The following is a 21,024-nucleotide window of genomic DNA, read 5'->3' as shown; positions in this document are numbered from 1 at the left end:
TTCTGCTATTTGCGGGCGGCCGCGCGGCCGCGCGGCGGCTGCGGGGTGCGGCGCTTCGACGCCGTGAGCACCTCGCGCAGGTACGCGCCGGTGTAGGACGCCTCCTCCTGCGCGATGTCCTCCGGGGTGCCGGCGGCGACGATCGTCCCGCCGCGCTCGCCGCCCTCGGGGCCCAGGTCGATCACCCAGTCGCTGCAGGCGATCACGTCGAGGTTGTGCTCGATCACGAGGACGGTGTTCCCGGCCTCGCGCAGGCTCATCAGGCTCGCGGTGAGCACCTCGATGTCGGAGAAGTGCAGGCCCGTCGTCGGCTCGTCGAGCACGTAGAGCGTGCGGCCGGTGGCCTTGCGCGCGAGCTCGCGCGCGAGCTTCACGCGCTGCGCCTCGCCGCCCGAGAGCGTCGTCGCGGGCTGCCCCAGCGTGATGTAGCCGAGGCCGACCCGCGCGAGCGCGGCGAGCCGCTCCCGGACGCGGGGGAGCGCCTCGAACTGGTCGATCGCCTGCTCGACCGTCAGGTCGAGCGCGTCGGCGATCGACATCCCGCGGTAGAGCACCTCGAGCGTCTCGCGGTTGTACCGGCGGCCGCCGCACGTCTCGCACGTCACGAAGATGTCGGGCAGGAAGTGCATCTCGATCCGGAGCACGCCGTCGCCCTGGCAGGCCTCGCACCGGCCGCCCTTCACGTTGAACGAGAAGCGGCCCGCCTTGTACCCGCGCGTCCTCGCCTCCGGGAGGCCCGCGTAGAGCTCGCGCAGGAGCCCGAAGACCCCCGTGTACGTCGCCGGGTTCGAGCGCGGCGTGCGGCCGATCGGGGCTTGATCGATCGAGATGACCTTGTCGATGTGCGAGAGGCCCTCGATGCCGTCGCACGCGCCGATCGGGGCGGAGCTCCTGTACAGCTCGTTCTTCGCGGCCGGCAGCAGCGTGTCGACGATGAGGCTCGACTTGCCCGAGCCGGACACGCCGGTGACCGTGCAGAAGAGGCCGACGGGGATCTCGGCCGTGACGTTGAGGAGGTTGTGGGCCCGCGCGCCGCTCACGCGGATGAAGCGCCCGTCGGGGCGCTGGCGCTTCGTGGGGATCGCCAGCTGCTTCTTGCCGCTGAGGTACGGGCCGGTGATCGACGCCGGATCGGCGCTCAGCTCCTCCGGCGTGCCCTGCGCCACCACGTTGCCGCCGTGCACGCCCGCGCCCGGGCCCATGTCCACGATGTGGTCGGCCGCGAGGATGGCGTCGCGGTCGTGCTCGACGACGACCACGGTGTTGCCGAGGTCCACGAGCCGCCTGAGCGCCTCGAGCAGGCGCGTGTTGTCGCGCGCGTGCAGGCCCACCGAGGGCTCGTCGAGCACGTAGAGCACGCCGACGAGCGCGGCCCCGATCTGCGTCGCGAGGCGGATGCGCTGGCCCTCGCCGCCGGAGAGGGTCTGCGCGGAGCGGTCGAGCGTGAGGTAGTCGAGCCCGACGTCGATGAGGAACCCGAGGCGGGCGATCACCGCCCGGAGCAGCGGCTCGGCGATCGCGCGCTCGCGCGGCGCGAGCGCGCCGTCGACGTGGGCCTCGCCCGCGGCCTGCCCGTCGGCGGAGGCCCGCGGCGCGCTCCCCTTTGCGGCCTGCGGCGCGCTCCCCTTTGCGGCCTGCGGCGCGCCTTCCTTCGGCGGCATGAGGCCCTCGAGGAAGACGCGCAGCGTGCGCAGCGGCAGGGTGCCGACGTCCGCGATGTTGCGATCCTCGAGGCGCACGGCGAGCGCCTCCGGGCGCAGGCGCCTGCCGTCGCAGGCGTCGCACACGCGCGTGATGACGAAGCGGCCGATCTCGTCGGAGAGCACGGCGCTGTCCTCGTCGGGATCGGCCTCCTCCTCGTCGGCGAGGGCGGGCTCGCCGCTGCTCAGCAGGCGCTCGAGCCGCGGGATGATCCCCTCGTAGGCGGCCTTCTTCTTCCCCCGGCCGCCGGCGCCCTGGGCGTCGCTCCCCTCGAGGATCGCCTGCCGCACCGCCGCCGGCAGCTTCGCCCACGGGACGTCCGGATCACAGCCGAGCGCGCTGACGGCCCGCTCCGTCTCCGTGGCGAGCGAGAGCGAGCCGCGGCGCCCCCAGGCCACCACCGCGCCCTCGCGGAGCGTGCGGCGAGGATCGGGGACCACGCGGTCCGGATCGATGCGGGTCCTCGCGCCGATGCCGTCGCAGGCGGGGCACGCGCCGTGCGGGCCGTTGAAGGAGAACATCCGCGGCTCGATGGGCGGCAGCGAGATGCCGCAGTCGATGCACGCGAAGCGCTCGCTCATCCAGAGCGGCTCGATCTTCATGCCGTCGCTGGAGATGTCGACGAGCAGCCTGCCCTCGCCCAGCTTGAGCGCGAGCTCGACGGAGTCGGTGAGCCGGCCCTTGATGCCGTCCTTGACCACGATCCGGTCCACGACCACGTCGAGGTCGTGCGCGCGCGTCCGGTCGAGGACGATCTCGTCGCCGAGATCGACGATCTCGCCGTCGATGCGCGCTCGCACGAAGCCCTCCCGGCGCAGCCGCTCGATGTCGAGCTTCAGCTCTCCGCGGCGGCCTCGCGCGATGGGCGCCATGATCGTGACCCGCGTCTTGTCGCCGAAATCGAGGATGCGGTCGACGATCTGCTGCACCGTCTGGGCCTCGATCCGCTTGCCGCACGCGGGGCAATGCGGGGTGCCGACGCGCGCGAAGAGCAGGCGGAGGTAGTCCGAGATCTCGGTCACCGTGCCGACGGTCGATCGCGGGCTCTTCGCCAGCGCGCGCTGCTCGATCGCGATGGCGGGCGAGAGGCCCTCGATCGACTCGACGTCCGGCTTGGACAGCTGCTCGAGGAACTGCCGCGCGTAGGCGGAGAGCGACTCGACGTAGCGCCGCTGCCCTTCCGCGTAGATGGTGTCGAACGCCAGGGACGACTTGCCCGAGCCGCTCGGGCCGGTGATCACCACCAGGCGGTCGCGCGGAAGCGACACGCTGACGTTCTTGAGGTTGTGCTGCCGGGCGCCTCGAACGACCAGTCGATCCATAGGGGGAACCGGAGAGCTATCACACACGGAAGCGGGCGTGGCGCCGCTCCTGCTCGCCGCTCGCTGCTCTGTCGGCTCTGTTGCTCCTGTTGCCCCTGTTGCCCCTGTTGCCCCTGTTGCCCTGGTAGCCCCGCCCCGTCGCACGCCGCGACGCGCCGCGCACGGCGCGCCAGGTCTTCCGGTTGTCTTACAATTCTTCTCACGTCGCTGCGCTGCGAGCTGGACTATGAGAGGGCGCGCAGGTGGAAGCGCGTGCAAGGAGTGTCCTGATGGCGGTCGGCGCCGGCGCTGCGCTCGGCGTGGTCGCGCTCCTTGCGCGGTACACCCCTGAGCTCGACGCGCTGCTGCTCGAGCCGCCCTCGCCGTCCGGGCGCTCCGAGCCCGGTCCCGCTGCGGCGCGTTCTGCCGGGCCCGCGGCACCGGCATCGTCCACGCCTGCACCCGCCACGGCCGCTGGTCAGGAGGAGGCAGCAGCGCCCGCTCCGGGCTCACCTCCCGGTGCTGCTCCGGTTCCGCAAAGCGCGAGCCGGCAGGCCGCCGCGGCGGCCCCGCTGGTCGATCCCTTCGCGGAGGATCCGGTGGCGCGCGCTGCGTGTCCCGCCGACATGACCCTCGTGGAGGGCGATTTCTGTCCATCCCTCCCGTATGTCTGCACCCGCAGCGGCGATGGAGCCGGCCATGGCTGCCCCGAGTACGGGCGCGGCGCCCGCTGTCGGGCTCCTTTGGATCACCGGCGCTTCTGCATCGACCGCCACGAGTGGCCGAACCGGGTGGGCGAGCTCCCGCGCGTCTACGTCGACTGGAACGAAGCGAAGTCGCTCTGCGCCTCGATCGGCAGGCGGCTGTGCCGGCGCTCCGAGTGGATGCTCGCTTGCGAAGGACCGAAGCGCCTGCCGTATCCTTGGGGCTTCGTGCGCACGCCCAGCCCTTGCAACATCGACCGCGCCGCGATCGAGTTCGACATCGACGCCATGGTGGACGAGGCGACCCGCGAGGGCGAGATCGCCCGGCTGTGGCAGGCCGATCCCATCGGATCGCACCCGAACTGCATCAGCGCCTACGGGGCGTACGACCTCTCCGGCAACGTCGACGAGTGGACCGACAACCTCGCCGACGATCCGGGCACGTCGCGCCCGGCCACGCTCAACGGCGGCTACTGGGGTCCTGTTCGGAACACCTGCCGCCTCACGACCGGAGGGCACGGGCCGACGTTCAAGTTCTACCAGGTCGGCTTCCGCTGCTGCGCGGACACCGTCGACGGCGTCGTCACCCCGCCGCCGCGGCCCTTCATCGAGCGCGACCGCGAGAAGGACGGCGTGTACGACTGACATGCGCGAGCGCATCGCCTTCATCGCCGCCCTCGTCGTCGCCGCCCTGGTGAGCGCGCTCCTCTTCGCCCCCCGCTTCCAGAGGCCGCCTGGGCCGCTCGACGCGGCGGGCGCGGCCCCGGCTGAGAGCACCGCCCCGCCGGAGCCGGCCCCGCCCGCGCCCGCGCTTTCGCCTCCTGCGCCACCGCCGCTGCCCGCGTACGTGCGCGTCGACCCGGAGAGCCGCGCGGCGTGCCTCGGCGGGATGGTGCTCGTCGACGGCATCTATTGCCCGTACGTCGGGCACCGCTGCGCCGCTTACATCGACGAGGAGAAGGACATCTGCGCCCGGTTCGAGCCGGAGGTCCTCTGCGAGGGGCGCCTCCAGCACCGGCGCTTCTGCATCGACGTCTTCGAGTACCCGAACATCGAGGGCGTCCGCCCGGTGGTGATGGTCAACTGGCTGGAGGCGAAGCGCGCCTGCGAGATCGAGGGCAAGCGGCTCTGCTCCGGCGAGGAGTGGGAGTTCGCGTGCGAGGGGCCGCAGATGTGGCCCTATCCTTACGGGATCGCTCGCGATCCCGACGCCTGCAACATCGACAGGAAGATCTCGATGCCGGTGCTAGAGACGTTCGCTGACCCATGGAAGATCTCGGCGGAGGTCGAGCGGCTCGATCGCCGGGTTGCGTCCGGGGAGATGCACCGGTGCGTCAGCCCCTTCGGCGTGCGCGACATGACCGGCAACGTCGACGAGTGGGTGAACAATGAGCTCGGCACGCTGGACGAGAAGCCGTTCCGATCGACGCTGAAAGGGGGCTACTGGGGGCCGATCCGCTCGCGATGCCGCCCGGTCACGTCGACGCACAACCGGTGGTTCCGCTTCTATCAGGTCGGGTTCCGGTGCTGCTCCGACGCGCTCGACGGGGGCAAGGCCGTGACCCCGGCGGCAAAAACAGCGCGCATCCCGCGCCGCAGCCCGATGGTCGATCCGGGCGGGCGGCAGGGGCCGTGAGGGGCCGCAGCCCGAGCGGGCCTCTGGCGTGGCCCATGGCGCGGCCTCTGGCGTGGCCTCTGGCGTGGCCTCTGGCGTGGCCTCTGGCGTGGCCTCTGGCGTGGCCTCTGGCGTGGCCTCTGGCGTGGCCTCTGGCGTGGCCTCTGGCGTGGCCTCTGGCGTGGACTGACCGCGCACGCCGGCGCAATGTCCCTGCGCCATGCCCGACGAGGCCCCCCTCGCGCTGCGCCCCGTCCGCGGACGGGCTTCCTCACGGCCGAGCCACCCCCGACCGCCGTGGCGCCATCGTGGAACCCGGTCCGGCCGAACCGCTCCCCTTCCAACTGCGCGCCGCTTGGACTACGTTGTCCGCCGGTGCGAAAGTGGGCGGCCCCGATCGGGGTTCGCCCTTGTACCAGGGCCTATAGCTCAATCGGTCAGAGCCCCCGGCTCATAACCGGGCTGTTCCTGGTTCGAGTCCAGGTGGGCCCACGAAAGCCACGAAACAGAAGGAGACAAGGAAGCACGTGAGCATCCGCGAGCAGATCGCATTCCTCGAAGAGCTGTCGGCCATCGACAGCGAGATCCGCCGCATCGATGAGCAGCTCGACAAACAGCGCGGCAGCCTGGAAGGGATGCGGTCCGACCTGAAGCGGCTAGAGGAGCGGCTGAAGGGCGATCGGGAGACCCTGGCGGCGATGGAGAAGACGCGCTCCGAGCTCGTCGTCGAGCTCCGCCAGATGTCGAGCCAGATCGAGCGCTCGCGGGAGAAGCTGCAGCGCTCCCGGAACGAGCGCGAGTCCAACGCGGCGCAGCGCGAGATCGAGGAGCTGCGCAAGCTGCACCGTGATCGCGAGGAAGAGATCGAGCGGCTGAACTCGGCCTCCGAGGGGGCGCGCTCGGCGATCGACGTGGCGGAGGCGAAGCGCGTCGAGCTGGCAGGGGCGATCGACGGCAGCGCGCCGGGGACGCAGGCGTCGCTGGCCGCGCTCGAGGCCGAGCGCACCCAGCGCGCCGACGCGCGCCAGCAGGTGGTCGGCAAGCTGCCGGTCGTCCTGTACCGCCGCTACGAGTCGATCCGGACGCGCAGGCCCGTCGCGATCGCCCGCACCTACGACGGCACATGCCTCGGCTGCCACCTGTCCGTGCCGCCGATGATGTTCCAGAAGATGCGCCGCCAGGAGGAGTTCGAGCGGTGCCCGAACTGCAACCGGATCCTCTACTACATGCCGCCGGAGCCCGCGACGGGCAGCACGCCGGCCGCGGACCCCTCCCGCGCCTGATCCCGGGTGCGGCTTGAAGACGTGCTCCGCCTGTTTCAGGCTCTTCTCGCACGACAGCGGCTTCTGTCCGGTCGACGGGCAGCGCCTCATCCCGGTCGCTGAGGTAGCGCCGCCGGTCCACCCGGAGGACAGGCGCGTCGGCGCGACCCTCTGCGGCGGGCGCTACCAGATCTGGCGGATCGTCGCCGACGGGGGCATGGGGCGCGTCTACCAGGCGCTCGATCTTCGGACCGGTCGCAGCGTCGCCCTGAAGATCCTCCACCCCGAGGTCGCGCTCGACGAGGTGAGCGTCGAGCGCTTTCACCGCGAGTTCGAGGTCAGCGCGTCGCTACCCCACGAACAGATCGTCGAGGTGCTCGCCTTCGAGAAGACCGAGGACCACAGCTTCGCGCTGGTCATGGAGTACCTCGAGGGCGAGGAGCTGCGGACGGTCCTCAAGCGCGACAAGGTGCTGCCCCCCGAGCGCCTGGTGCGGATGCTGTCGCAGATCGCGCTCGGCCTCGAGGAGGCGCACAAGCGCAAGGTCGTGCACCGCGATCTCAAGCCGGACAACATCTTCCTGGTCGGCACGCACGACGGCGACAGGGTGAAGATCCTCGATTTCGGCAGCGTGCGCGACAACAGCGAGGGCGCGAAGAAGCTGACCGTCGTCGGCACGACGATCGGGTCGCCCTTCTACATGTCCCCCGAGCAGGCGCAGGGGCTGCTCGCGCTCGACCATCGCGCCGACGTCTGGTCGGTCGCGGCGATCGTGTTCGAGTGCGTCACGGGGCAGGTCCCGTTCCACGCGCCGACCGGTCCGATGATCCTCGTGGCCATCATGGGCAGCAATCCGCTGCCTCCGAGCGTGGCGGGCAAGGCGTACGGAGCGCCGGCCTCGCTCGATCCGGTGATGGAGGAGGCCTTCATGAAGAGCCCGGAGGCGCGCCTGTCCTCCGTCGGCCTGCTCGCCGATCGCGTGGGCCAGGCGTACGGCCTCGCGGGCTCGCACCGCGACTGGGCGCACCTGCCGCAGAAGGAGCTCGCGGCCCGGATCCGCGCCGCGCTGCCGTCGGTCCTGGCCCGCCAGCCGCATGCCTCGGCGAGGGTGGGCGCGGTCGCCGCCGGCGCGAGCGGCGGGTCGAGCGCCGCCGCGGTCATCGCGCCCTCGCCGGACGCTTCCGAGGCGTTCGCCGAGGACATCGTGATGGGCGTGCCACAGCGCTTGCCGCGGTGGGTCATCCCCACGGTGGCCGGCGCGGCAGCGCTGCTCTGTGCGCTCGTCGCGCTGCTGATCTCGCGCTGACGGCGGCGCCGTGCCGTGCGACGTTGCGCCTTACGCGCCGCGGCGGCGGCGGCGCATGGCGCATGGCGCATGGCGCATGGCGCACGCGCGCTGCGGTTCAGTGCGCCATCGTCCCGGGCGCCGGGGCCCCGCGTTCGCGCTGGCGACGCCGCTGTGTTATTTGTGTTGACCATGAGCACTCATCCTTCAACTCGGACCGGCAAGCCCCTCTCCACCGCGATGTGCCTGATCGCGCTCTCCGGGCTCCCCGTCCTGGGCTGTAGCCAGAGCGAAGCGGCGACCTCTCGCGGCGCCACCGAGGCGGCACCTGCAGCCCCACCCCAGGGCGGAAAATCGAAGGTCGAGGATGCGGTCTACACCCTCGAAATGAAGCCGACAGGGACGTACAAGGCCGGCCAGGAGGGGCTCGTGGAGGTGTCGCTCCTGTCGAAGGGCGACTACCACATCAACGACAAGTACCCCATCAAGTTCAAGGTCACCGAGGCGGCCGCCGAGGGCGTTTCGTACCCGAAGCCCTTGCTCAAGCGCGAGGACGGCGCGTTCGAGGAGAACAAGGGCGTCCTCAAGGTCCCGTTCGTGGCGGCCAAGAAGGGCAAGACCAAGGTGGCGGGCGTGCTCTCCTTCAGCATCTGCAGCGCCGCGAATTGCCTGATGCAGAAGCAGGAGCTCGAGGCGGTCGTCGACGTGCAGTAGGCGGAACGGTAAACTCAGCCTCACGTGAACAACGACACCTCCGGTTACCGGGGGGGCCAGCCCAGCGAGGTCGGCCCCAGCCAGACGGTCCAAGGCAGTGCGGCTGAGCGGGCTCGAAAGGCCCTCTCCGAGCTGGATGCCATCGCCTCCTCGATGGCCAGGCGGTTCAACGAAGAGCAGCGGGTCCTCTCCTTCCAGCAGTACCTGGAGCTCTTCGCTTCCAATCCGGTCCGCTTCGGACGCGACGCGGCTCGCTACGTCCGCGACATGTTCGACCATTTCGGCACGCGGACGATCAAGAAGCCCTGGGGGGAGCTGACCCGGTTCCAGCTCTTCGATCTGCCGTGGGAGCTGCCCGCGACCGAGCCCGCGCAGCAGGGCGCGCCGGCCGCGGCTTCGTACCATGGGCGGGACTTCGCGCTGATCGGCCACGAAGAGCTGCAGGCCGAGGTCTACCGGGTGCTCTGCAACTTCGTGCGCGAGGGCAGGGCCAACAGGCTCGTCCTGATGCACGGGCCGAACGGCTCGGCGAAGAGCACGCTCGCCGCCTGCATCCTGCGCGCCCTGGAGCACTACTCGACCCTCGATGAGGGGGCCGTGTACCGCTTCCACTGGGTGTTCCCGAGCCGCAAGACGATGCGCGGCTCGATCGGCTTCGGCGGCGACGTGAAGGCGAGCGCCGCGGACGGCACGAGCTACGCCCACCTCGAGGACGATCAGATCGACGCCCGGCTCGTGATCGAGCTCAGGGATCACCCGCTGTTCCTGCTCCCGGTGCGAGAGCGGCGGGCGCTCATCCTGAAGCTCTACGAGGACGCCGGCGCGACGGAGCCGCCGCCCGAGTGGCTGATGAGCGGCAAGCTGTCGCACAAGAACCAGCAGGTCTTCGAGGCGCTTCTCGTGGCGAGCGGCGGCTCGCTCGTCGAGACGTTGCGGCACGTCCAGGTCGAGCGGTACTTCATCTCCCGCCGCTACCGCGTCGGCGCCGTCACGATCGGCCCGGAGCTCTCGGTCGACGCCGGCGAGCGGCAGATCACGGCAGATCGCTCGCTCGCCTCGCTCCCGACCTCGCTCCAGGCGACGACGCTCTTCGAGGCGCACGGTGAGCTCATCGAGGCCGCCGGGGGCGTGCTCGAGTTCAGCGATCTCCTCAAGCGGCCGCTCGACGCTTTCCGGTACCTCCAGCTCACGCTGGAGACGGGGGAGGTCAGCCTGCCGCAGCAGACGGTGCAGACGAACGTCGTGATGATCGGCAGCGCCAACGACGTGCACCTCAACGCGTTCCGGGAGCACCCGGAGTTCCCGAGCTTCCGCGGGCGCTTCGAGCTCCTGCGCGCGCCCTACCTCCGGAGCTACCCCGACGAGCAGGCGATCTACGACACGCAGATCGTCCCGTTCGTGACCCGCCACGTCGCCCCGCACGCGACGCGCGTCGCCGCGCAGTTCGCCGTGCTCACCCGCATGCGGCAGCCGGAGGCGAAGCGGTACCCCGACGCGCTCGCGCCGCTCGTCTCGAGCCTCACGGCCGTCGAGAAGATGGAGCTGTTCGCGACGGGCACGGCGCCGGAGCGGTTCGACGCCGAGGCGCAGAAGGTCCTGCGCGCGGGCATCGAGGCGATCTACCACGAGAGCGACGCGTCCGTGGATTTCGAGGGGCGCCTCGGCGTCTCGCCGCGCGAGGTGCGGACGCTCCTGCTCGACGCGGCGCAGAGCGAGGACCACGCGTGCCTCTCCCCGTTCGCGGTGCTCTCGGAGCTCGACGCGCTCTGCAAGCGGCAGGCGGAGTACGACTGGCTCAAGGAGAAGCAGCTCGCGGGCGGCTACCACGATCACCGGCTCTTCCGTGAGGTCGTGCGCACCCGCCTGCTCGACACGACCGAGGAGGAGATGCGGACGGCCAGCGGCCTCGTCGACGAGACGCGCTACGCCGAGCTGTTCGATCGGTACGTCTCCCACGTCGGCGTCTGGGTGAAGGGGGAGAAGATCAGGAACCCGCACACCGGCGACTTCGAGAACCCGGACGAGCGCATGATGCGCGAGGTGGAGGGGCTCCTCGGGGTCCGCACGAAGCACGACGATCACCGGCGCGGCCTGATCTCGGCCATCGCGGCGTGGGCCATCGACCACCCTGGGCAGAAGATCGTCAACGCGGTCGTGTTCCCGCAGCAGATCCGCAAGCTGCGGGAGGCGGTGTTCACGGAGCGGCGCAAGGGTGTGGCGCTCCTGGTTCGCGATCTCGTCGCGCTCCTGCGCGACGCGCAGAGCGACGGCAAGTCCGAGAAGGGCTGGGGCGAGCTGCGCGAGGAGGAGCGCAGGAACGCGACGCGCGCGCTCGAGCGGCTGCGCGGGATGGGCTACTGCGACAGCTGCGCGCTCGACGCCGCGAGCGCGCTGCTCCGCGCGCGCTTCGCCGAGCTCGTCACCTGAAGCGAAGCATGATCATCGATTCTCACTGCCACGTCGATCCGCGTCACTTCCGCGAGGGAGCCGACGCCGTCCTGGACCGCGCGCGGGCCGCCGGCGTGGACGCGTTCGTGGTCGTCGGCGTCGACGCGGATCTCTCCGCGGCGCGCTTCGCCGCGGATCTCGCGGCGCGGCGCGCCGACGTGCACGCCGCGGTCGGCGTCCATCCGCACGACGCCTCTGCCTTGGACGACCGGATGCTCGCGGAGCTCGAGGTCCTCGCGCGCCTGCCCGAGGTCGTGGCCGTCGGCGAGATCGGCCTCGACTACCACTACATGCACTCGCCGAAGGACACACAGCAGCGCGTCTTCGCCGACCTCGTCGCCCTCGCTCGGAGGGTGGAGAAGCCCATCGTCATCCACACGCGCGAGGCGCCGGAAGACACGCTCGCGATCCTGGAGCGCGCCCAGGCGAGCGACGTCGGCGGCATCATCCATTGCTTCTCCGAGGATCGCGCGTTCGCCGAGCGGGCGCTCGCGCTCGATTTCGACCTCTCGTTCTCGGGCATCGTGACCTTCAAGACCGCGCGCGCGATCCAGGAGGTCGCCGCCTGGGCTCCGGGGGATCGGATCCTGGTCGAGACGGACAGCCCTTACCTCGCGCCGGTGCCGTTCCGGGGGAAACGGTGCGAGCCAGGGCACGTGCTGCACACGGCGCGCTTCGTCGCGGAGCTCCGGGGCGAGCCCTTCGAGGCGCTGGCCGCGCGCACGGCGGAGAACACCCGCAGGCGGCTGCGGCTCCCGCAGGACGGCGCGCTCACCGGCTGAGGCGAGCGCGCGCGGTCCGCGCCTGCGGGCTCGCCCCACGCACGTCTCGAGGCATAGTGACAGCACGATGGCGCAGGGGTCTCGCGACGGTCGCCGGATCGCATCCGCGTGGGCGCTCTCCGTCGCGGCCCACGCAGGGCTGGTGGGCGCAGGCGCGCTGGTCGTCGCAGGCTCGTTCTCGGGGCGGGAGGTAGCGCGCGCGCGGACGGTCGGGTCGTCCGCCGCGATGAGCGCGCCGATTGAGATCGAGCTGCCCGTCGTCACGGACGGCACGCTCGACCGCGCGGCGGCGACCGCGTCCGAGCTGGCCGTCCGCCTTTCGCGCGGCGGAGGGGAAGCCGCACCGCGGCCGGACACGGGGACGAGCGGGCGTGGCGGTACCGACGCGGCGGAGCTGCCTGCGTTGAACCTCGCCGACAGGGACGACGCGATCTTTCTGTCTCCAGAGATCCGTTCGCGCCTCGACAGGAGCCAGATCCAGCGCATCCGCTCGTCGTCCCAGCGCGCGTCGCGCGAGGACTGGCGCGCCAGCCGGGAGCCCATGGAGCTCACGTTCCTCGCGGGGGGGCGGGTCGGCCGTCGGGCCGAGCGACGCACGTCGGCCGAGCGCGATCCGTCGCTCGGAGCGCGTGATGGGGGCGCGCCCGAGCGTCGCGGCGGCGTGCTCGGCGCTGCGGCCCAGCCTGCAGGCACCGACGACGCGACCGGCGTGTCCGCTGCGCGCGACGCGACGCTTTCCCTGGGGGCGAGCCCGCGCGCCACCGGCGGTGCCGTCGAGGGAGGCGAGCGCGCGTCCGCGGGGCTGGGCGTTCGCGACGGGCGGCCCGGCGAGGATCACCGCGAGAGCGCGGCGGTTCCGCTGGCGCGGCCGATGGTCGCTGTGGGCACGCCCTCCGTCCCCGCCGACGCCGTGGGGCACCCGAACGACACGGTGGACAGCGAGCAGGAGGTGGCGACGGCGATCCAGTCGCTCGTTCACGCCAGCTCGGCCGGAGGGGCGCGTGGGTTCGGGCCAGGCGGACAGGCAGGACCGGGCGCGACCGGCGCGGGTGGCGTGGCGGGCCGCGGTGCGCGTTCCAGCGCGCTCGGTTCCGGGCGCGGCCGGCTGCTCGACAACGATCCGCTCGATCGCAGGCGCAGCCACTACATGAGGCAGGTCATGGCCAAGCTGCACCCGCTGTGGGCCGACGCGTTTCCCAAGTGGGCCGCAGGCGAGGGGCTTCAGGGGACGGTGATCGTGACCTTCGTGATCCGCGCGGATGGGACGGTGGGGAGCGCGTCGGTGACGCGGCCGAGCGGCATCCCCGAGTTCGATGAGAACTGCCGGCGCGCGGTGCTGCGCGGTTCGCCGTACCCCCCGGTGCCGCCCGAGCTCGGCGAGAGCTTCCGGTGGTCGATGCCGTTCGAGGCGAGGAACCCCGCGGTCCTGCCGAAGCACCGAGAGCGCGAACGGTGATGCCGAGCGATCTTCGGGGATGACCGGGAAGGCAGAGAAGGCAGAGAAGGCAGAGAAGGCGGAGAAGGCGGAGAAGGCGGAGAAGGCGGAGAAGGCAGAGATGACCGCGACGATCACGCGCCGTAACGCGCACGACCTCGCTTGACAGAGTGGAGACGGGGCGGTACTAGTCCGCCCTCACTTTTGCCGAAGTAGCTCAGCTGGCTAGAGCAGGCGTTTCATACGCGCCGGGTCGGGGGTTCGATTCCCTCCTTCGGCACCAGCAATGGTGACAGTCGGCCGCTGGCCTCCCTCGGAGGGCCAGCGGTGGCTGCGTGAACATCAAGGCCGCACGTGAACGAGGGTTCCTCCCTCGTCGTTGCTGTACACAGCGTGCCAGCCTTCGGGGAGCTCCGGCTCGGCCCACAGGAAGATGCGCCGCGCATCGATGGGCGTCAGCGTGATGTCGTGGAAGCCTTGCGCTTCGCCGACCCCGGCGCTCCAGTACATGCCGGTGATCGCCTGGCCCGGCGCGAGGTCCATCACCCACGGGGCGTCGGTGACGTCGAAGCTGTCGGCGACTTCGCGCGGATCGATGTTGCGCGTGACGTGCTTGCTCCGTACGCGGAAGGTGCCGCGCGCGGTGGAAGCGGTCGATTCAGGGTCGCGCAGCTGGTCGCGTCCGGACGAGATCAGCGTGGCGTAGATGGGCTTCTGCCCCTCGTAGGCCGTCAGGGTCTGGTTCACCAGGCTGACGTCGAGCCAGCGCTGCGCGCCTTTGGCGAAGTCGGGGAGCTTGGTGCGACGGACGACGACGACAAGGTCCTGCGCGCGCAGCCAGAAGCCGTCGCGCGCCTCCTCGAAGCGGACGCCGTCCACCGTCCTGAACCTGCCCGTGAGCGGCACGCCCGTGTGGCGCTCGAGCTCCTCGTCGTTCGCGTTCGCCTTGCCGCGTCCGAGCGACCACGTGTGAACGTCGTGGCGATGGACGAACGCCACAGGCAGCCCGAGCTTCTCGACATCGAGGCCGTGCCACGGTGATCCGAGCGCGGCCTGGAGCCGGTCGGTCGGGACGAGCCGTCCTTCCGGCGTCACGCCGAACCTGCGTCCGTCGTCCGCTCCCGCCGTGAACGTGCGGGTGATCGCGACCCCGCTGCCTTTGCGCAGCGCCACCGTCTTCAGCGCGGCGCGCAGATCGACGCGGGCGCCGTCCTTTCCGCCGATGTCGATGCCGAGCGCGGCGACGGGCGGGAGCGGCGCGATCGCGTCGGCGATGGGGAAGAGGAAGTATCCGGCCTCGGTCCTGCGCCCGTCCTCGCCGATGCCGTCGCCTCCCGGCAGCAGCACCGGGGGCCCGGAGGAGACGCCGCGCGCGTCCAGCGGGACGTCGTTGGCCGACGCGCCGAGCTGCGCGTCGCTGCGCCGCACACGCTCGAGGTGGCGATCGAGATCCGGCTCGGCGTGCTGCAGCTCCTCGCGGCTGGGCACCCCGAAATACGCCGGGGCGCCCTGGGTTCGCGCGCGGCCATAGCGGTAGGGGAGGGGCCGCGACGTGTCGGGCAGAGCCGGCAGGAGCGCGAGCACGTCGGTGTTCAGCGTCGCGCCGTCGCCCGCGCAGACGAACCCCCGAGGGCGGATCGCATACCAGCCGCCGCTGCACCCCGCGCGTCCGTACGGCTCCGAGGACCTCACGACGGCGGCGCCAGGATAGAGCTCGCCGAGCTTGCGTGCGCCCGCCTGCGGACGCGCGAGCACGGGCGTCCCTGCGCGAAGCGCGACCAGCTTGGGGCCGTCCGCTGGCAGCGCGGCGACCTCGATCGCCTCGTCGCTCGCCCCCTCCTTCGACAGCTCCACCGCCGCGCCTGCCGGCTTGCATCCGCACACGGCCAGCGCGACGAGCACGCTTGCGAGCCTCCCATCGACGCGTCGCGAGCGGGGGCCGCCGTCAGGGCGCCGCGGCGCGCAGGGCAGCGGCGTCCGGAGGCGCGGAGGTGAGACCGAGCGGGAGAGATCCGTCGGCAAGGAAGCGGGCGGCATCTGTCGATGCATGCCCGGTTCGCGCGCGCTGGGCCAAGTTCCGTGGCGTCGCCCGCGCATCGTCGGTGCGCTCGGGGCGCGTGTCGTGGGCGCGCGTCATCGGCCCGCGTGCCGCCCGGCCGCTGGCGCGACGCGGGCGTCGACGCCATGAGGTGCGCGTGCGCCTTCGCCCTGCGCTGGTGTTCCTCCTGCTCGCGCCGTATGCCCTCGTTTTCTATGCATTCCTGGCGTTGCGCCGCGCCTCCGCGTCGCTCCGGCCCCGGCAGCCGTGGCGCACGTGGGTGAGCCCGAACCTCCTGATCGGGGGGTTCCTTCTTCCAGGCGACGTGGTCGAGCTCCGTCGCCTCGGCGTCCGCGCCGTGCTCAACGTGTCGCGCGAGCTGTACGATCCGGTGCTCGCGCTGCGCGCGGCGGGGGTCGAGTACCTGCGCATCCCCTGCTGGGACATGTGCGCTCCCACGCTCGAGGAGGCCGCGCGCGGCGTGGCGTTCCTCGAGCGGCATATCGTCGCTGGCCACCGTGTCCACGTCCATTGCGCGAGCGGCGTGGGCAGGAGCGTCACGCTCGCGCTCTGCTACCTCGCCACCCGCGGCGGCATCGAGGTGGGCGAGGCGCTCGCCCTGATCGAGCGACGGCGCCCGCGCGTCGCGCTGCGCCCCGTGCAGCGCGCGTTCGTCGAGCGCTACGTCGCGTGGCACCGTACGCATGCGGAGGGCCGTGCGCGCGCGGCGCCGCCCATGATCACCTCCGGCGGAGGAGGGACTTCAGGCTGAAGAGCCCGAGCGCCGGCGCCGCGACGGCGAAGGCGCCGCCGCACGCAGCGAGGATGAGCGCGGCACCCCACGGCGCCGCGGCCACCGCCTCGGGCAGCGCCGCCTTCAACGCGGCGCCGCAGCCGACCGATATCGCCGCGAGCAAGGCCACGCGGCCGATCCGGATCTGATCCAGCCCGAGCCCGCCGATCTCGCGCCGCAGGCGGCGCCCGAGGGCGATCGCCTCGACCCATCCCGCAATGACGGCGCCGAGCACCACGCCGAGCACGTCGAGCCACTGCATCAGGAGGAGCGCGACGGCGGTGCTGACGACCACGCGATAGAGCGCGTAGCGGGCCGGGGTCCTCGTGTCCCCCAGGGCGAACGACGTGGTGATCAGCACGCGCCCGGCGGCGTTCCCGAGCAGCGCGAGCCCGTAGGCGCACACGAGCGGCTCGACCCGCGCCGTCGAGGCCTGGTCGAACGTCCCGGTCTGCAGCAGCAGCGTGATGAGCTCCCGCCCGAGCACCATGAACACGGCCGCGGCCGGCACGGTCAGCACCGTGATCCGCGCGAGCGACGCCCCGAGTCGGCGCGACAGCGCCTCGTTGCGCCGCGCGACGTCGGCTCCGGCCGTGTCGCGCGCCATCTCGGGCAGCGCGACCGCGGCCTCGCCGACGCCGAGGACGCTCATCGGCAGGAGGTAGACCGTCTGCGCGTAGCTGAAGGCCGCGTTCGCGCCGGCGCCGAGGAAGCTCACGAGGAGCGTGTCGACGAGCCCGGACACCTGGATGATCCCGCGGCCGAGCAGCGCGGCGGGCAGCTTGCTGCCGGCCTCTCGGACGCTCGGGTCGCGCGCGTCGAGGCGCGGCCTGAGCCCGCCGAGCAGCGAGCGCGCCGTGGGGAGCAACAGCGAGAGCTGCAGCGCCGCACCCGCGAGCGCGCTCCATGCGAGCGCCTCGGCGAGCGGCTCCCCGCGCATGCCGAGCCACGCGCCGCAGGCGAGCAGCCCAGCGATCTGGGCGGCGCTCCACGCGACGGGCGCGGCGTACGGGAGGAAGAACCGCCGGTGCGCGTTGAGCACGCCGAGCCCCCACGCGGACAGCACGAGCAGGCCGGTCATCGGGAAGATGATCCGGACGATCCGGGTCGTGCTGGCGAGCTTGTCGTCGTCGAAGCCCGCCGCGACCAGGAAGGACAGCCACGGCGCCGCGAGCACGCCGGTGAGCGACGCGGCCGCGGCGGCGACGAGCAGGATCCCGAGGGCGGCGAGCGCGAAGTGCGCCGCGCGCCGCGCGTCGCCTGCCGCGCGGAGGCGCGCGTAGACGGGGATGAAGGTCGCGGAGAGCGTCCCTTCGCCAAGCAGGTTCTGGGTGATGTTGCCCGCGCGGAACGCCGCGGCGAGCACGTCGGCGAGCTCGGATGTCCCGAAGAAGTGCGCCGTCACCCGCTGGCGGAGCAGCCCGACGAGCCGCGAGAGGATGATCCCGGCGGTGACCATCGCCGACGAGCGCGCCGCGCTGGTCGCCTTCTCCTGCCCGGCCGCCGGCGAGCCTGCGCTGGTCGCCGGGGGCGCGCCCGGGGCTGCGCTCGCCGGCGTGGTCCCTGCCTGGATGGCGGCGGGCGGATGGAGATCGGGCGGCACGGCGGCGCTTCTATCAGACCTCCCGCCCCCGGGCGACCTCGGCGCCGGCTGGCCGGCGCCTCAGTCCCTGAGCCTCGCCGTGCCGAGCCGCTCCGCGTGCGCCAGCACCCGCCGGGCGATGGCTGGACCGTCGTCCCGGCGATCGAGGTGCCGCGGGATGAGCCTGCGCTCCGCGGCCTCCCACAGCTCCGGCTGCGAGATCCCGGGCTCGGTGCGCGAGCGCAGCCGCGACAGGGAGATGTCCATCTCGGGCAGCAGGATCGGCTCCTGAGGATCGCGGAGGAGCGCCGGATCGATGCAGCACGAGAGATCGTTCGCGCCGGCGGAGCGCGCGTTCAGCGAGGGGAGATCGAAGCGCGCTTCCAGCGTGCGGATCACCGACGCGTGGTCGAGCACGGTGCTCACCGCGCAGCCCCTCCGGACGAACGGGCCCGCGACGATCGACGGCACCCGGAACCCGAGCTGGGTGAACAGGGGATCGTCGTCCGTCGTCGTCGGCGGCGCGACGTGGTCGAAGAAGCCCCCGTGCTCGTCGTAGGTGATCACGAGGAGGCACTGGCCCCACTGGGGGCTCTTCGCCAGCGCGTTGTAGATGCTGGCGATGAGCACCTGCCCGAGCTGCACGTCGTGGTCCGGGTGGTCGTCGTTCGCGGTGGCGCCGAAGAACTGGGGATCGATGACGGAGAACGAGGGCAGGATCCCCGCGGCCGCGTCCTCGAAGAAGCGCTCGATCCCGGAGACGCCCTTGAATTTGAAGTACGCACCCGAGCACCACGGGACGTCGTGGAAGTAGTTCCTGCTCGAGATCCCTGCGTCGCTCAGCAGCTCGAACACGCTCGTGAAGCCGGTGACCGGCACGTTCCTCGAGACGCCCCTCGACGTGGCGCCGTGCAGGAAGAGCCGGTTCGGCCAGGTCGGGCCGAGCACCGAGGAGAACCAGCGCTCGCAGATCGCCGACGCGTCGGCGAGCGCGTAGAGGACCGGCAGATGCTCCCGCACGTGGTAGCCCATGACGTCGCGCTGGTGCGGCCCTGCGTGCGCGATGACGAACCCGTCGTTCATCCCTTGATTCCACTGCGTGTGGGCAGCGTCCCAGCTGTGCGGCGGGTCGGCGGGCGTGAAATCGTCGAGCTGGAAGGGCGAGATCCGCGTCCCATCGAGCGCTCGGTTCGACTCTGTGCCTGTCAGACCGTCGATCTGCCGGCCCTCTTTCAGCCGCAGCGAGCCGAGATAGTGGTCGAAGGAGCGGTTCTCCATGCAGAGAACGACGATGGTGTTGATGGGCGCCAGCAGCTCCGCCGGGCTCAGGCCTCCCGTCTCCGCGCAGCGATCCGGAGCGCCGCCGGCCTCGCCACCTTCCGGCTGTCCTGAGCCGAGCGCTCCTCCTGAGCCGCCCGCACCGCCGGCTCCGTCGCTCTCGTCCGCGCTGCCCGTGCTCGGCGGGGCGTTGCCGAGCAACATCGCTCCCTCCGGGGTGCTGCATCCGAAGGCCGAGGCGCCGAGCGCAGCGCCGAGCCCGGTCAGCACATGGCGGCGGGTCAGAGGATCACGGGTCGAACCATTCCGTTTGTTCATCACGCACAGGATTCCCATGAACGCGGGGCAGAGGAAGGAGTTTTGGTCTCCTCCAGGAGGTGACGAATCGGCCGCTGCGTCATCGATGCAGTGGACGTAGCGGACGTAACTGAAGTGGATGTAACCGCTGTAATGGACATAACTGGTGTGATGGACATGACAGGCGCAACGGATGCGACAGACATGACGGATGTGACGGATGCGGTCGACGTGAACGTAAAGGGATCAGCCGACGAAGTCGAAGTAGCCGGAGCAGTCGGCGTAACGGGTGTAACCGGCGTAACGGGCGTAACGGGCGTAACGGGCGTAACGGGCGTAACGGGCGTGCCAGAGAAAACCATTCTTTTCGCGAGGTCAGCGGGGTGGTATGGGTAAAAAACGCGGGGGTTTACGTCTAAGAACTGTCACCTTCCGATGAGCTCGAATCCACATCCACCTACTCCCGGCCGGCAAGCTACCGTCGTGAACGGCCGGCCGCTGCGGTTGTGCATCGTGGACATGAACAATGGCCACGTGAACCAGGCGATGCGCTGTCTGCGCGGGCTCGCCGCGGGGTTCTTCGAACGCGTTCAGGCGCGCAATCCGGGCCTATCCTGCGAGGTCGTCGAGGTGTCTCCCAGAGACACCAACGCACCCATCCCTACGGACTGCGATCTGTACCTCGCGTCGGGGGGGCCCGGCTCTCCCTTGGATGGGGAGGGCGAGCCCTGGACGCGGGATTTTGCGCGCTTCGTGGACGGCGTCGTCGAGTCGGCGATCCAGGGGGGCGCGCACCGGCGTGCGCTCTTCGCGATCTGCTACTCGTTCGAGCTCGTCGTCCATCACTACAAGCTGGCCGACGTCGTGCCGCGCGCCGATCGCAAGTTCGGCGTCATGCCGATCTACACGACCCCCGTCGGCCAGCAACACCCGCTGCTGGCGCCGTTTGGGGACCGGCTCTTCGCGTTCGAGCACCGCAACTGGGAGGCGGTGAACCTCGACGAGCGCCAGCTGAGCTCCCTCGGCGGCCAGCTCCTCGCGCGTGAGAGCCGTGACGGCATCTCCAAGGGGCGGGCGATCCTCGGGTTGCAGGTCGCGCCCGGCGTCGAGGCGGTCCAGTTCCACCCAGAGGCGGATCGCGCCGGCGTCATGAGCTGGTTGGCGCGCCCTGAGCAGGCGGCTGCCTTCAAGGCGACCTATGGAGAAGTCACCTACCTTGCGATGCTGCGCACACTGGACGATCCTCGACGGCTTGCGCGCACCTATGCGCTCGTCATTCCGGGCTGGCTCGGGCGCTGCTTCAACGAGATCGCCGGTCCTCGCGGCTATGCGGAGCTCCCATCGCTCGAGGACCTCCCGTGCTCTCGCTTCAGCGCCCACTGCAGCGCCGAGGAGCCATCCGCGCGATCGCTCGCCTCTGGCGAGCGCGTTGTGCGCCAGATCTGAGCGGAGCGCCGAGGCAACCTGCGGAGGATGCGTCCGAGGGCTACACTGCAGAAACGAAAGAGAAAGAACTGGGATGTAGAGGAAGTGGAGGAAGTAGAGGGAGCAGAGGAAGCAAAGGAAGCAGAGAGAACAAAGCTTGCCGCCGCAGCGCCGACGAAGTGCTGCTCGCGCCTTGCGCGCCGGGCAGCCTCTGGCTTATGGTCATAGGATAACGGGACGAGCGCGAGCAGGGCTCGCGGGCCAACATTTGGAGCCGGAGGCTCCTCGGGCACGCATGAGAGAGAACGCATGAATCACTCGCGTCCGGCCGCTCCGACGAGTCTGTCTTCGCCGGACGTCCGCG

15 protein-coding genes and 2 tRNA genes are annotated in these 21,024 nt (G+C 71.2%); 13 read left to right on the top strand and 4 right to left on the bottom strand.

Going from position 1 to position 21,024, the window contains the following annotated elements:
* Positions 1-5: 5 nt before the first annotated feature.
* A complete protein-coding gene (gene uvrA, locus WMF44_RS20580) occupies positions 6-3,023 on the bottom strand; it encodes an excinuclease ABC subunit UvrA (protein ID WP_437300816.1) in 3,018 nt (1,005 codons plus the stop codon).
* Between the two features lie 269 nt (positions 3,024-3,292).
* Between uvrA and WMF44_RS20575 the strand changes: the two genes are divergently transcribed.
* From WMF44_RS20575 to WMF44_RS20525, 11 genes are all read left to right on the top strand, one after another.
* Positions 3,293-4,351 carry a formylglycine-generating enzyme family protein gene (locus WMF44_RS20575; protein ID WP_437300815.1) on the top strand — a complete coding sequence of 353 codons (1,059 nt, stop codon included), beginning with the start codon at positions 3,293-3,295 and terminating at the stop codon, positions 4,349-4,351.
* A 1-nt stretch (position 4,352) separates the two neighbouring features.
* Complete coding sequence (locus tag WMF44_RS20570) at positions 4,353-5,342, top strand: formylglycine-generating enzyme family protein (protein WP_437300814.1); 990 nt, start codon at positions 4,353-4,355, stop codon at positions 5,340-5,342.
* Between the two features lie 397 nt (positions 5,343-5,739).
* A tRNA-Ile gene (locus WMF44_RS20565) sits at positions 5,740-5,813 on the top strand.
* A 35-nt stretch (positions 5,814-5,848) separates the two neighbouring features.
* Entirely contained in the window at positions 5,849-6,604 is a 756-nt protein-coding gene (locus tag WMF44_RS20560) for a zinc ribbon domain-containing protein (protein ID WP_437300813.1), read from the top strand.
* A 13-nt stretch (positions 6,605-6,617) separates the two neighbouring features.
* Positions 6,618-7,889, top strand: coding sequence for a serine/threonine-protein kinase (locus WMF44_RS20555; protein ID WP_437300812.1), 1,272 nt, complete (start codon positions 6,618-6,620; stop codon positions 7,887-7,889).
* Between the two features lie 171 nt (positions 7,890-8,060).
* Positions 8,061-8,582 (top strand): hypothetical protein, encoded by a 522-nt coding sequence (locus tag WMF44_RS20550; protein ID WP_437300811.1) that lies wholly within the window; start codon positions 8,061-8,063, stop codon positions 8,580-8,582.
* Between the two features lie 153 nt (positions 8,583-8,735).
* Positions 8,736-11,009 (top strand): PrkA family serine protein kinase, encoded by a 2,274-nt coding sequence (locus tag WMF44_RS20545; protein WP_437300810.1) that lies wholly within the window; start codon positions 8,736-8,738, stop codon positions 11,007-11,009.
* Between the two features lie 8 nt (positions 11,010-11,017).
* Positions 11,018-11,812: a TatD family hydrolase gene (locus WMF44_RS20540; protein WP_437300809.1), complete on the top strand. Its 795-nt coding sequence runs from the start codon at positions 11,018-11,020 to the stop codon at positions 11,810-11,812.
* A gap of 67 nt (positions 11,813-11,879) precedes the next feature.
* Entirely contained in the window at positions 11,880-13,268 is a 1,389-nt protein-coding gene (locus WMF44_RS20535) for an energy transducer TonB family protein (RefSeq protein WP_437300808.1), read from the top strand.
* 19 nt (positions 13,269-13,287) lie between these two features.
* On the top strand, positions 13,288-13,413 hold the full coding sequence (locus WMF44_RS20530; protein WP_437300807.1) for a hypothetical protein: 126 nt from the start codon (positions 13,288-13,290) through the stop codon (positions 13,411-13,413).
* 40 nt (positions 13,414-13,453) lie between these two features.
* Positions 13,454-13,530 (top strand) — tRNA-Met (locus WMF44_RS20525).
* 59 nt (positions 13,531-13,589) lie between these two features.
* Here the strand turns inward: WMF44_RS20525 and WMF44_RS20520 are convergent.
* A complete protein-coding gene (locus WMF44_RS20520; protein ID WP_437300806.1) occupies positions 13,590-15,149 on the bottom strand; it encodes a L,D-transpeptidase in 1,560 nt (519 codons plus the stop codon).
* Positions 15,150-15,442: 293 nt separating this feature from the next.
* Between WMF44_RS20520 and WMF44_RS20515 the strand changes: the two genes are divergently transcribed.
* A complete protein-coding gene (locus WMF44_RS20515; RefSeq protein WP_437300805.1) occupies positions 15,443-16,057 on the top strand; it encodes a protein-tyrosine phosphatase family protein in 615 nt (204 codons plus the stop codon).
* On the opposite strand, the gene murJ is transcribed toward WMF44_RS20515, so the two are convergent.
* Together murJ and WMF44_RS20505 are read right to left on the bottom strand one after the other, a co-directional pair.
* Positions 16,026-17,681, bottom strand: a complete 1,656-nt coding sequence (gene murJ / locus WMF44_RS20510) for a murein biosynthesis integral membrane protein MurJ (protein WP_437300804.1) — start codon at positions 17,679-17,681, stop codon at positions 16,026-16,028. The genes WMF44_RS20515 and murJ overlap by 32 nt on opposite strands.
* Positions 17,682-17,741: 60 nt before the next feature.
* A complete protein-coding gene (locus WMF44_RS20505; RefSeq protein ID WP_437300803.1) occupies positions 17,742-19,256 on the bottom strand; it encodes an alkaline phosphatase family protein in 1,515 nt (504 codons plus the stop codon).
* A gap of 498 nt (positions 19,257-19,754) precedes the next feature.
* On the opposite strand from WMF44_RS20505, the gene WMF44_RS20500 reads away from it, so the two are divergent.
* A complete protein-coding gene (locus WMF44_RS20500) occupies positions 19,755-20,681 on the top strand; it encodes a hypothetical protein (RefSeq protein WP_437300802.1) in 927 nt (308 codons plus the stop codon).
* Positions 20,682-21,024: the final 343 nt, after the last annotated feature.

It is taken from the genome of Sorangium sp. So ce426 (assembly GCF_051475585.1).
Taxonomy (GTDB): Bacteria; Myxococcota_A; Polyangia; order Polyangiales; family Polyangiaceae; genus Sorangium; species Sorangium cellulosum_B.
Note: the sequence above shows the minus strand (reverse complement) of the source record. Positions and strands in the feature narration are given on the sequence as shown.